The 12330-nt window shown below is 58.5% G+C and carries 15 protein-coding genes; 3 read left to right on the plus strand and 12 right to left on the minus strand.

Annotation, left to right across the window (positions count from 1 at the left end; translation table 11 throughout):
- Positions 1–27: 27 nt before the first annotated feature.
- From hscB to trmJ, 7 genes are all read right to left on the minus strand, one after another.
- The gene (gene hscB / locus PGR6_RS23280; RefSeq protein ID WP_018927068.1) at positions 28–549 is read right to left on the minus strand and encodes a co-chaperone HscB; all 522 of its coding nucleotides are present in this window, start codon (positions 547–549) and stop codon (positions 28–30) included.
- Positions 550–557: 8 nt separating this feature from the next.
- Positions 558–881: an iron-sulfur cluster assembly protein IscA gene (iscA, locus tag PGR6_RS23285; RefSeq protein WP_007941391.1), complete on the minus strand. Its 324-nt coding sequence runs from the start codon at positions 879–881 to the stop codon at positions 558–560.
- Between the two features lie 34 nt (positions 882–915).
- On the minus strand, positions 916–1302 hold the full coding sequence (gene iscU, locus PGR6_RS23290; RefSeq protein WP_003443374.1) for a Fe-S cluster assembly scaffold IscU: 387 nt from the start codon (positions 1300–1302) through the stop codon (positions 916–918).
- 85 nt (positions 1303–1387) lie between these two features.
- On the minus strand, positions 1388–2602 hold the full coding sequence (locus PGR6_RS23295; RefSeq protein ID WP_007941393.1) for an IscS subfamily cysteine desulfurase: 1215 nt from the start codon (positions 2600–2602) through the stop codon (positions 1388–1390).
- A 50-nt stretch (positions 2603–2652) separates the two neighbouring features.
- A complete protein-coding gene (gene iscR / locus PGR6_RS23300; protein WP_003227911.1) occupies positions 2653–3144 on the minus strand; it encodes a Fe-S cluster assembly transcriptional regulator IscR in 492 nt (163 codons plus the stop codon).
- 184 nt (positions 3145–3328) lie between these two features.
- Complete coding sequence (gene cysE / locus PGR6_RS23305; RefSeq protein ID WP_026286494.1) at positions 3329–4105, minus strand: serine O-acetyltransferase; 777 nt, start codon at positions 4103–4105, stop codon at positions 3329–3331.
- 2 nt (positions 4106–4107) lie between these two features.
- Positions 4108–4878 (minus strand): tRNA (cytosine(32)/uridine(32)-2'-O)-methyltransferase TrmJ, encoded by a 771-nt coding sequence (gene trmJ, locus PGR6_RS23310; RefSeq protein ID WP_018927071.1) that lies wholly within the window; start codon positions 4876–4878, stop codon positions 4108–4110.
- Between the two features lie 146 nt (positions 4879–5024).
- Between trmJ and suhB the strand changes: the two genes are divergently transcribed.
- On the plus strand, positions 5025–5843 hold the full coding sequence (gene suhB, locus PGR6_RS23315) for a type III secretion system regulator SuhB (RefSeq protein ID WP_064620148.1): 819 nt from the start codon (positions 5025–5027) through the stop codon (positions 5841–5843).
- Between the two features lie 398 nt (positions 5844–6241).
- Here the strand turns inward: suhB and rplS are convergent, their stop codons facing one another.
- The 5 genes from rplS to ffh all read right to left on the minus strand — a co-directional run bounded on the left by rplS (position 6242) and on the right by ffh (position 9813).
- Positions 6242–6592 carry a 50S ribosomal protein L19 gene (rplS, locus tag PGR6_RS23320; RefSeq protein ID WP_003175895.1) on the minus strand — a complete coding sequence of 117 codons (351 nt, stop codon included), beginning with the start codon at positions 6590–6592 and terminating at the stop codon, positions 6242–6244.
- A gap of 45 nt (positions 6593–6637) precedes the next feature.
- The gene (trmD, locus tag PGR6_RS23325; RefSeq protein ID WP_172901170.1) at positions 6638–7411 is read right to left on the minus strand and encodes a tRNA (guanosine(37)-N1)-methyltransferase TrmD; all 774 of its coding nucleotides are present in this window, start codon (positions 7409–7411) and stop codon (positions 6638–6640) included.
- Positions 7393–7929 (minus strand): ribosome maturation factor RimM, encoded by a 537-nt coding sequence (gene rimM, locus PGR6_RS23330; RefSeq protein ID WP_019581061.1) that lies wholly within the window; start codon positions 7927–7929, stop codon positions 7393–7395. The genes trmD and rimM overlap by 19 nt, the downstream gene beginning before the upstream one ends.
- Positions 7930–7934: 5 nt before the next feature.
- Positions 7935–8186: a 30S ribosomal protein S16 gene (gene rpsP, locus PGR6_RS23335; protein ID WP_003198088.1), complete on the minus strand. Its 252-nt coding sequence runs from the start codon at positions 8184–8186 to the stop codon at positions 7935–7937.
- A gap of 250 nt (positions 8187–8436) precedes the next feature.
- Positions 8437–9813, minus strand: coding sequence for a signal recognition particle protein (gene ffh / locus PGR6_RS23340; RefSeq protein WP_018927073.1), 1377 nt, complete (start codon positions 9811–9813; stop codon positions 8437–8439).
- Between the two features lie 210 nt (positions 9814–10023).
- Here ffh and PGR6_RS23345 point away from each other — a divergent pair, with 210 nt between their 5' ends.
- Both PGR6_RS23345 and PGR6_RS23350 read left to right on the plus strand, forming a co-directional pair.
- Positions 10024–10836, plus strand: coding sequence for a cytochrome C assembly family protein (locus tag PGR6_RS23345; RefSeq protein ID WP_018927074.1), 813 nt, complete (start codon positions 10024–10026; stop codon positions 10834–10836).
- Positions 10837–10848: 12 nt separating this feature from the next.
- On the plus strand, positions 10849–12081 hold the full coding sequence (locus PGR6_RS23350; RefSeq protein WP_064620151.1) for a transporter associated domain-containing protein: 1233 nt from the start codon (positions 10849–10851) through the stop codon (positions 12079–12081).
- Positions 12082–12330 lie beyond the last annotated feature (249 nt).

Genomic DNA, 12330 nt, shown 5'->3' on the forward strand with positions numbered 1-12330 from the left:
CAGGCGTGCGACCGGAGCGGCACTGGGTTAATCGTCGAGGCGCTCTTCTAACTGGCGCACTTCGTAGGTGAGCTTGTCGAGGAACTGCATGCGCCGCATCAGGCGTTCGGCCCGTTCGCGTTGCGCCGCATCATTCCAGCAAGCTGCGAAGCTTTGGTTCAGTTCATCCTGAGCTGCCTTGAGGCGGCGCTTGAACGTGGCAATACCCGCCATGTCGGCGCTGTCCTGCAGATCCTCGAGCTCTTCACGCAACTCCATCTGCTGCAGAAGAAACTCCGGATCATGCACCGTGACCTCCAGCGGCAACTCGCCACCACTCAATGCGAGCAAGTATCGCGCGCGCTTGGGGGGGCTTTTGAGCGTCTGGTAGGCCTCGTTGAGGCTCGCGGATTGCTCGAGCGCCAGCCGCTGCTCACGCTCGGAAGCGTCGGCAAAGCGGTCCGGATGAACGCCGCGCGCCAACTCACGGTAGCGCGTAGCCAGCTGATCGAGGTCCAGATTGAAACTCGGTTGCAGCTCAAATAAAGCGAAATGACAAGGAGTACCCACGAGCAGCCTCAGATATTGAAGCTTTCGCCGCAGCCACACTCACCGCGTACGTTGGGGTTGTTGAACTTGAAGCCTTCGTTCAACCCTTCCTTGACGAAATCAAGCTCGGTGCCGTCCAGGTAGGCCAGGCTTTTCGGGTCGATGATCACTTTCTCGCCGTGACTTTCGAACACCTGATCGTCCGCGCCCACCTCGTCGACAAACTCCAGCACATAGGCAAGGCCGGAACAGCCCGTGGTGCGAACACCCAGACGAATCCCATCACCCTTGCCGCGCCCGTTGAGGGAGCGTCGCACGTGTTGAGCAGCCGCTTCTGTCATGCTGATAGCCATCGGTGACTCCTTACTCGTCGCCAAATCTTGAAAGTCAGATCAAGCCTTTCTTCTGCTTGTAGTCGCGAACGGCCGCCTTGATAGCGTCTTCAGCGAGTACGGAGCAGTGAATTTTCACTGGCGGCAGGGCCAGTTCTTCGGCCAGTTGAGTGTTCTTGATGGTCTCTGCTTCATCCAGAGTCTTGCCTTTCATCCACTCGGTCGCCAGGGAGCTGGAGGCGATTGCCGAACCGCAACCGTAAGTCTTGAACTTGGCGTCTTCGATGATGCCTTGTTCGTTGACCTTGATCTGCAGACGCATCACGTCACCGCACGCCGGAGCGCCGACCATGCCGGTGCCGACATCAGGATCTTCTGCATCCATCTTGCCGACGTTGCGCGGGTTCTCGTAGTGGTCGATGACCTTTTCGCTGTAAGCCATGATTCTTAATCCTCACTCATCAGGAGTCGCTCTTGAAGCCCTGCCAATCGTGGATTCGCAGGGCCCGGTTGCGGCGACTTGAATATCAGTGTGCCGCCCACTCGATTTTCGAAATGTCGACGCCGTCTTTGTACATGTCCCACAGCGGCGACAGAGTGCGCAGCTTGGTGACGGCCTCGCAGACTTTCTGCGCGGCGTAGTCGATTTCTTCTTCGGTGGTGAAACGGCCGAAGGTGAAGCGAATCGAGCTGTGTGCCAGTTCGTCGTTGCGGCCCAGGGCGCGCAGCACGTACGAAGGCTCAAGCGATGCCGAGGTGCAGGCCGAACCCGACGAAACCGCCAGATCCTTGAGCGCCATGATCAGCGACTCGCCTTCGACGTAGTTGAAGCTCAGGTTCAGGTTGTGCGGTACGCGGGCGGTCATGCTGCCGTTGACGTACAACTCTTCCAGGCCTTCAACCTGTTTGAAGAAACGGTCGCTCAGCGCTTTGATGCGTGCATTCTCGGCAGCCATGTCTTCCTTGGCCACACGGAACGCTTCGCCCATGCCGACGATCTGGTGAGTCGCCAGGGTGCCGGAACGCATGCCACGCTCATGACCGCCGCCGTGCATGGTCGCTTCGATGCGCACACGCGGCTTGCGGCTGACGTACAGCGCGCCGATGCCTTTTGGGCCATAGGTTTTGTGGGCAGAGAACGACATCAGGTCAACTTTCAGTTTCGACAGGTCGATCTCGACCTTGCCGGTGGACTGAGCAGCATCGACGTGGAACAGAATACCCCGGGAGCGGGTCAGCTCACCGATGGCAGCGATGTCGTTGATGGTGCCGATTTCGTTGTTCACGTGCATGACCGATACCAGAATGGTGTCGTCACGCAGGGCAGCTTCGACCATTTCCGGAGTGACCAGGCCATCTTCACGAGGATCGAGGTAGGTCACTTCGAAACCTTCACGCTCCAGTTGGCGCATGGTGTCGAGGACAGCCTTGTGCTCAATCTTGGTGGTGATCAGGTGCTTGCCTTTGGTGGAGTAGAAATGCGCCGCCCCCTTGATTGCCAGGTTGTCGGACTCGGTGGCACCGGAGGTCCAGACGATTTCACGCGGGTCGGCGTTAACCAGATCAGCGACCTGACGACGAGCGTTCTCGACGGACTCTTCGGCTTTCCAGCCGAACACGTGGGAACGGGACGCCGGGTTACCGAAGTTTCCGTCGACCAGCAGGCATTCACTCATCTTTTGCGCGACACGCGGATCAACCGGGGTGGTCGCAGAGTAATCAAGGTAAATCGGCAATTTCATGGACTATCTCCTAAATCAGGCTGGCTGGCGTGCCGCTAGCTCTTTGGCTGTCATTCGACGGCGGACGCTTCAATCTTGTCCAGGCGTGGCGCCTTGCTGTTGCAACGACGCTGGTCCTGACGCTGGGCTACTTCTTGCACCTCACGGCGAGTTACAAGGTCAGCCAAGCTGATACCGCTCAGAAATTCGTGAATCTGCAGGCTAAGATCGCACCACAAATGGTGAGTCAGACAGGTGTCGCCGGAATGGCAATCGCCCTGGCCCTGGCACTTGGTTGCATCGACCGATTCGTTGACCGCATCGATTACCTGGGCGACCTGGATGCCCTGCATGTCGCGGGACAATTGGTAGCCACCGCCCGGACCGCGAACACTGGACACCAGATTGCTACGGCGCAATTTGGCGAAAAGCTGCTCGAGGTAGGACAGGGAGATGCCTTGGCGCTCGGAGATATCGGCCAGGGACACCGGCCCGTGCTGCGCGTGTAACGCCAGGTCAAGCATGGCGGTCACGGCGTATCGGCCTTTTGTAGTCAGTCGCATGGACAATTACCACGGAGTTCGGAATGGGGCGAGTATGCAATTCCCGAGTATTTAAGTCAACTATAAGACCTAGCGTATTACTCAGGTTTACCCGCAAAAGAGCGCGCGCATCATAGCAGGGTCTGCGGTGCAATGGCACACCAACCAGCGCGGTGCAAATGCCTGAATGCGACCCTGCCGTGAATCAGCTGGCCCTGCTTTCGTCCTTGCCCTTCACACAGGCAAAGTCTTCTTCACGCAGTTCAGGCAGATCCTTGGCACAGTAATTACTGCCCAGATCCTTCAGCGCTCCACACATACCCTCCAGACGCCCATCGACCGCCTGCAAGTGATCGAGCAACTGACCAATCGCCCGGGCCACCGGGTCCGGCATGTCTTCGCCGACACCGTAGGCATCGAAGCCGATCTTCTCGGCCATGGCCTTGCGCTTGGCATCCTGCTCATCGTCGGACTTGACGATAATCCGCCCCGGAATCCCCACCACCGTCGCACCCGGCGGAACTGCCTTGGTGACCACGGCATTGGAACCCACCTTGGCCCCGGCACCGACAGTGAATGGGCCGAGCACCTTGGCGCCCGCGCCAACCACCACGCCGTCTTCCAGGGTCGGGTGACGCTTGCCCTTGTTCCAGCTGGTGCCACCAAGGGTCACGCCCTGATAAAGGGTGACATCGTTGCCGATCTCGGCAGTCTCACCAATAACGATGCCCATGCCATGATCGATAAAGAAGCGACGACCGACCTTGGCCCCCGGATGAATCTCGATCCCGGTCAACCAGCGACCGAAGTTCGACACCAGCCGCGCCAGCCATTTCAGCTCTGTGCGCCACAGGAGCGATGACAGGCGATGGATCCAGATGGCATGCATGCCCGGATAGCAGGTCAGGACCTCAAAAGCATTACGCGCCGCCGGGTCACGATGAAAAACACTTTGGATATCTTCACGCAAACGCTCGAACATCATTAATCCTTCCGCTTTAGAAGCTCGCCACGGGCCGCCTTCTGGGTTTCCGTGAGGATGCCACGCAATATATTCATTTCCGCTCGGCTGACCGAGCTGCGTCCGTACAACCGGCGCAGGCGCGCCATCAAGTGCCGTGGCTTTTCCGGATCGAGGAATTCGATGGCCACCAGGGTTTGCTCCAGATGCTCATAGAATCGCTCCAGCTCATCCATGGTCGCCAGCTCACCACTCTTGGTGGACGCCACTTCCTCCTTCTCGACCTTGCTCGGCTGACCTTGGGCCGCCAGCCAGGACATGCGCACTTCATAGCTCAACACCTGCACCGCCGCCCCGAGGTTCAGCGAACTGAACTCGGGGTCTGATGGAATGTGCACGTGATAATGACATCGCTGCAGCTCTTCGTTGGTCAGGCCGGAATCTTCACGACCGAACACCAATGCGATCTCGGCACCCTGCCCCGCCTCCTCGACCACCCTTGCACCGCACTCACGGGGATCGAGCAACGGCCAGGGAATGCGACGATCACGAGCACTGGTACCCAGCACCAGATTGCAGCCGACCAAGGCATCTTCCAAGGTGGCGACGACTTGCGCGTTTTCAAGGATGTCCCCGGCGCCGGACGCACGCGCATCGGCCTCGTGGTGCGGGAACAACCGCGGCTCGACCAGCACCAGTCGCGACAGGCCCATGTTCTTCATGGCACGCGCAGCACCGCCGATATTTCCGGGATGACTGGTATTGACCAGGACGACACGAATGTTTTGCAGCAAGGGAGGCGCTCTCGAACATTGAATGGGGGAGCCGAATCTTACAGCTCCTCCTACCGTTAAGCCATGAAAGCGAACGTCGACCTTCTCCTGTAGAAACTTTCTGATAGAATGCCCGGCTTTCTTTAACAACCTTAGGTGACACATCCATGCAGCCCATGCTGAATATCGCGCTGCGCGCCGCCCGCAGCGCCAGTGAATTGATCTTCCGCTCCATCGAGCGCCTGGATACCATCAAGGTCGACGAAAAAGACGCCAAGGATTATGTATCCGAGGTGGATCGCGCCGCCGAACAGAAAATCATCGACGCACTGCGCAAGGCCTACCCGAATCACTCGATCATGGGTGAAGAAACCGGCCTGCACGCCGGCACCGGCATCGAAGGCGAAGAATACCTGTGGATCATCGACCCACTGGACGGCACCACCAACTTCCTGCGCGGCATTCCTCACTTCGCTGTCAGCATCGCCTGCAAATACCGCGGCCGCCTGGAACACGCTGTTGTTCTGGACCCGGTTCGCCAGGAAGAATTCACCGCCAGCCGTGGTCGCGGCGCTCAACTGAACGGTCGTCGCCTGCGCGTTAGCGGCCGTACCAGCCTGGACGGCGCCCTGCTGGGTACCGGCTTCCCGTTCCGTGACGACCAGATGGACAACCTCGACAACTACCTGAGCATGTTCCGCGCCCTGGTTGGCCAGACCGCCGGCATCCGCCGCGCCGGCTCGGCAAGCCTCGACCTGGCCTACGTGGCCGCCGGCCGCTTCGACGCCTTCTGGGAGTCAGGCCTGTCCGAGTGGGATATGGCTGCAGGCGCCCTGTTGATCCAGGAAGCCGGTGGCTTGGTGAGCGACTTCACCGGCGGTCACGACTTCCTGGAGAAAGGTCACGTCGTCGCCGGCAACACCAAGTGCTTCAAGGCAGTACTGACAGCGATCCAGCCACACCTGCCAGCTTCGCTGAAGCGCTAAGCACCCAAGCCCAAAAAGCCGCAACACTTAAAGCAAACGCCCCGACTGGTTCAGGGCGTTTTCTTTTGTGCGACTAATACGACCAAGTTAAGCCGTAACGCAATCCGTAGCAGCTGGCGAAGCCTGCGCTCGGACGCAGCAGTCGCATAATCAGAGATTACGGCACGCCAGACAGACCGCATTAGCCGGATTCACGACTGCTTCGCAGCCGGACGCAGCCTCGCTGGAGCTCGACAGCTGCTACAGCCAGACGCAGCCTTCGGCAGCAGCTACAGAAAGAGCGCCGCAGTTTTTTATATATGCAGCCATAACGAAAAATGCCCCGCATCTTTCGATACGAGGCATTTTCTTGAAAAGCCAACCTGAGCAGGCCGGCCTTTCGGCATCGGAAGCTGGACTTAAGCCAGTTTTTCCTTGATGCGAGCTGCTTTACCGGACAGGTCACGCAGGTAGTACAGCTTGGCCTTACGTACATCACCGCGACGCTTGACAGCCATGCTGTCGATTTGCGGGCTGTAGGTCTGGAAAGTACGCTCTACACCAACACCGTTGGAGATTTTACGAACGGTGAAAGCACTGTTTACGCCGCGGTTACGCTTGGCGATAACTACGCCTTCGAACGCTTGCAGACGCGAACGATCGCCTTCCTTCACTTTCACCTGAACGACAATGGTGTCGCCCGGGGCAAAGGTAGGGATCTCTTTAGTCATCTGCTCTGCTTCGAGTGCAAGGATGATTTTGTTAGTCATGCTGTGCTCCTAAGGTAAATCGTCGGATCTACCATCGATACGTTGTTAACTATCGTCCCGCTCGCGGATGTATTCCTCGAGCAGCTTCTTCTCTTCTCCAGAAAGCGAGCGGCTTTCCAGAAGATCGGCGCGTCGTTCATAGGTCCGACCAAGGGACTGCTGTAAACGCCAACGCCGGATGTGCGCGTGATTGCCACTTAGCAATACGTCGGGAACACGCTGATCCGCATACACCTCCGGTCGGGTGTAGTGCGGGCAATCCAGCAAACCATCCGTAAAGGAATCTTCCTCAGCGGAGTCCGCATGCCCTAAAGCTCCAGGCAGCAGTCGTGTAACCGCATCGATCAGGACCATCGCCGGCAGCTCGCCGCCAGACAGGACATAGTCGCCAATCGACCACTCTTCATCGACATGAGCATCAATAAAACGCTCGTCAATGCCTTCATAGCGGCCGGCAATCAGGATCAATGCATCCAGATTCGCCAACTCGCGCACCGCCGACTGTGTCAGTTGACGGCCTTGGGGGGACAGGTAAATTACCTTCGCCGCCTCCCCGGCTGCTGCCTTGGCCTGAACCAGAGCATCTTCCAGGGGCTTGATCTTCATCACCATGCCCGGACCACCGCCAAATGGGCGATCATCCACAGTGTGATGTCGATCCGTCGTGTAGTCTCGCGGATTCCAACAGGTAAGCTGCAACAGCCCCTGTTTCACCGCCCGACTGGTGATGCCGTACTCGCTGATGGCGGAGAACATCTCGGGAAACAAACTGATCACTTCTACGCGCAGGTTAGCCACGTTTAGAAGTCCGCATCCCATTCCACCTTCATCTCGCCCGCTGCCAGATCGACGGCCAACACGCATTGCTCGGTATACGGCAACAGGCGTTCGCGATCATCCAGGCTGCCAGCGCAAGGCTTGACCACCATTACATCATTGGCGCCGGTTTCCAGAAGATGATCGATTTTCCCGAACAATTGCCCGTGAGTATCGATGACCTTCAGACCTTCCAGCTGGTACCAGTAGTACTCGCCATCGGTCAATTCAGGGAACAGGTTGCGCGGCACGCAGATCTCATAACCAGCCAGAAGACGAGCTTCTTCACGATCATCAAGACCCTTGAGCTTTGCGACCAGGAACTTGTCGTTCCCGCGTCCGCTGACCAGCTCGACCTGCTTTACGTTGCCTTCGCGCCTGAGCGTCCAGGTTTTGTAGTCCAACAGGTTTTTAATCGGATCAGTAAAGGAATACACCTTCACTTCGCCGCGAACGCCGTGAACAGAATAAATCTTGCCGATAACGATCAAATCATCAGCAACAGCTGGCGTCGCGTTCATATTGCTCAGGCCGCAGCCTTAGCAGATTCCTTCAACAACTGAGCAACGCGCTCAGAAGGCTGTGCACCAACGCTCAGCCAGTAGGCTACGCGCTCTTGGTTCACGGACAGACGAACTTCTTGACCACGAGCAACAGGGTTGAAGAAACCAACCTGTTCCTTGTGCGAACCGTCACGCGGGTTGCGGCTGTCGGTTACGGTCAAGTGGTAAAACGGGCGCTTTTTGGAGCCGCCAAGGGCAAGACGGATTGTTAGCATGTGAACATCGTTCCTGTAGTCGGTGCTGCAAATCTAAATGCACAGCGGGCATAGGTGCCCGAAAGGCCGCATATTCTAAGGAATATCCGGACTTTTGCAAATGTCTTTTTCCGGCGCCTATCGGCGTGCCATCCAGATTTGCTATAGAGCCATCGTTGAAGATGGCCAGTCAGCTCCCGCCAAGTGCGGGTTTGCTGGAGATCCCACGTCCGTGTGGGTCGGCGCAGGAGCAAGCTCCTGCGCGAATTCTTTACATCTTGGGCATGCCGCCGCCGGGCAACATACCGCCCATGCCGCGCATCATTTTGGCCATTCCGCCTTTCGCGGAGAATTTCTTCATCATCTTCTGCATCTGCTTGTGCTGCTTGATCAAGCGACCGATGTCCTGCACCTGGGTGCCGGAACCCATGGCGATCCGGCGCTTGCGCGAACCACTGATCAGCTCAGGGTCGCGGCGCTCGGCCGGGGTCATGGAATTGATGATGGCTTCCATCTGCTTGAATTGCTTCTCTGCCGCACCCTGGGCATTGCCCATCTGCGCCAGGTTCACACCACCGATATTCGGCAGTTTGTCCATGAGGCCGCCGAGACCGCCCATGTTCTTCATCTGTTGCAGCTGATCGCGGAAGTCTTCGAGGTCGAAGCCCTTGCCCTTCTTCAGCTTCTTGGCCAGCTTGTCGGCCTTGTCCTTGTCGAGGGTCGCTTCGGCCTGTTCGATCAGACTGAGCACGTCGCCCATGCCGAGGATGCGCGATGCGATACGCTCAGGGTGGAACGGCTCGAGCGCTTCGCTCTTCTCGCCCATACCGATGAACTTGATCGGCTTGCCGGTAATGGCACGTACCGACAGTGCGGCACCGCCACGGGCATCACCGTCGACCTTGGTCAGGATCACACCGGTCAGCGGCAATGCATCACCGAAGGCCTTGGCCGTGTTGGCGGCGTCCTGGCCGGTCATGGCATCGACCACGAACAGGGTTTCGACCGGATTGATCGCGGCGTGCAGCGCCTTGATCTCGCCCATCATCTCTTCGTCGATGTGCAAACGACCGGCGGTGTCGACGATGACCACGTCGATGAATTTCAGCTTGGCTTCTTTAATAGCCGCTTGAGCGATGTCAACCGGCTTCTGGCTCAGGTCGGACGGGAAGAACGTCACGCCGATGTCGCTGGCAAGGGTTTCCAGCTGCTTGATCGCCGCCGGACGGTAAACGTCCGCGGACACGACCATGACCGACTTCTTCTTGCGCTCCTTAAGGAAGCGCGCCAGTTTGCCGGCGGTGGTGGTTTTACCCGCACCCTGCAAACCGGCCATCAGAACCACGGCCGGTGGAACGGCGCTCAGGTTCAAATCTTCGTTGGCCGCGCCCATCAGGCTTTCGAGTTCGGCCTGGACGATCTTCACGAAGGCCTGGCCCGGCGTCAGGCTGCGCGACACCTCGGTGCCGACAGCGCGTTCCTTGACCGAATTGACGAAGTCTTTGACCACCGGCAAGGCGACGTCGGCTTCGAGCAACGCCATGCGCACTTCACGCAGGGTGTCTTTGATGTTGTCTTCGGTCAGCTTGGCCTTGCCGGTGACATGGCGCAGCGTCTGTGAGAGACGGTCGGTTAAGTTTTCAAACATTGCGCGATCCTTTCAGGCCCTGTGTAGACCGGGATAATGGCGGCCCAGACCGGAATCAACATGTGCTCGGCGAGCCTGCGGCGTGGGCAGGTCGCGGATTATAGCGAAGACTGCGTCTGGCGGACACCTCGCCGTCAGCTTGTATGGTCTTTCGTGCCGTATGGGTTCTATGCCAAACTCAACGCCTTTCGGGCCTGCCTAACAGGATTTATGCTCCCCTTGTCACCCAGCTTGCTTACCACCCTCGCCGCCGCCTGCTTATATGCCGCTGCGACCTTCTATCAAGGCACTCGCCTGGCCACCGGTGCCAAGGCGAACAAACGCCTGCTGGTCACGCTCGGCGTACTGGCCGTGCTGGCCCACAGCGCCAGCCTGATCAGCTATCTGCTGACTCCGGTCGGCCTGGCCCTGGACTTTTTCAGCGCCGCCAGCCTGATTGCCGCAGCGGTCATCGCCCTGACCCTGCTGGCCTGCTCACGGATTCCAGTGGAAAACCTGCTTGTATTGCTGTTCCCGCTGGGCGCCGCAACAGTGTTGCTGGCACAGTTCGCCCCCGCCGGCACGGTGCAGGTCATCGACGAAGAGCCAGGCATTCTCGCCCACATTCTCTTGTCGATCCTCGCTTATGGCATGTTCACCATCGCGGTGTTCCAGGCCTTGCTGCTGCTGGTTCAGGACCATCAGCTCAAGCACAAGCATCCGTCCGGGCTGATCAAGAACTTCCCGCCGCTGCAAACCATGGAAAGCCTGCTGTTCGGTTTCCTCTGGGCCGGCTGGAGCCTGCTGTCGTTGTCGCTGATTTCCGGCTGGCTGTTCGTCGAGAACCTGTTCGCCCAGCACCTGGTGCATAAAACCCTGCTGGCGTGCCTGGCCTGGATCGTGTTCAGCGTGCTGCTCTGGGGGCGCAACCGTCTCGGCTGGCGCGGACACAAAGCCATCCGCTGGACCCTTGCCGGTTTCTGCCTGCTGATGCTGGCGTATTTCGGCAGCAAGCTGGTCCGCGAATACATTCTGCACATCTGACGGGCGGCATTAATGGACGACTTGCCCATAGGACCGATGCTCGCGGTGCTGGCCCTGCTGATTTTATGGTCGGGGCTGTTTACCGCCATCGAAGTTGCGCAACAGCAATTACTGGCCCAGCGCACGGCCTCGCGCTCCAGCGACAAACCCGTGGCCAAGCTGAGCTTCCCGCTCAACAGCCTGATCCTCTGCAACACCTTATGCCGCGCGCTGGTGGTGGTCATCAGCACCTTGCTGGCGATTTTCACCTGGGCGCAAAACGGCCCCTGGATTGCCTGCCTCGGTGCCGGCGCAATGTTGCTGGTGTTCGCCGACTACCTGCCACGCGCCCTCGCCGCACGCTATCCGGATGCCGTCCTGGCCTTGGGCAACACACTGCTCGGCATACCGCTGAAAATCGTCTATCCCGCCGCATGGCTACTCAATGGCATCAGCCAACTGCTGATGCGGCCATTCGCCCGCAAAATCAACGTGGTGCAGCAAAGCGAAGACGAGACACCGGCAGATCGGCACGACGATCACGAACATGCGGCTTATCGCCCACTGTCAGGCATCCACGCACTGGATAACATCACGGTCAACGATATTCTGGTGCCACGCAGCGACGTCGACGGGATCAACCTGGACGACCCCCTCGAAGAAATCATCGAGCAACTGCGCCACAACAGGCGCACCCGCCTGCCGGTATTCCACAGCGACATCAACCAGGTCGAAGCGGTGCTCAACACCCGGCAGATCCGTCATTTGTTGCCGGATTCAAGCCTGACTGTGGAAGCGCTGCTGGCGGCCAGTCACGAACCGTACTTCGTGCCGGAAAGCACACCGTTGCAACTGCAATTGCTGAATTTCCACAAGCAGCAGCGGCGCTTGGGCATGGTGGTCGACGAGTACGGGGAAGTACTGGGTATCGTGACCCTGGAAGATATTCTCGAAGAAATCGTCGGAGAGTTCGAAAGCCAGCACAGCCTGGATAACCCGCACATTCACCCGCAGGCCGATGGCCGACTGGTGATTGATGGCGCAGCGTCCATCCGCGAGCTGAACAAGAGCCTCGGCTGGCATTTGCCCAGCGATGGTCCGAAAACCCTAAACGGCCTGGTGACCGAGGCGTTGGAGACGATTCCGGACAGTGCGGTGTGCCTGAAGATCGGACGATACCGGCTGGAGATTCTGGAGACTGAAGAAAATCGCGTCACGCGCGTGCTGATCTGGCATACCAGCTCAGCGCCTGCGTTTATCCGTTAACGGGTTAAAACAACCGCCCCTCTTGTTCGATAGTTAGCCACCTTCCTATAATCGAGCCGGCTTACCCAAGCCTCCCACCGAACCACATGCTTACCCCGCATGCAGCAGGTTCCGGCCAGATCTTCGACACCATCCGTACCACTGCGGCGACTGTTCCTACCTTGAACAGCGACCGATCCTCAACCCACATCCCTGGGTATTCGACCATAATAATTCGCTCCACTGGGGCACATGACTGTCAGGGATAAC

Source organism: Pseudomonas sp. GR 6-02 (assembly GCF_001655615.1).
GTDB lineage: Bacteria > Pseudomonadota > Gammaproteobacteria > Pseudomonadales > Pseudomonadaceae > Aquipseudomonas.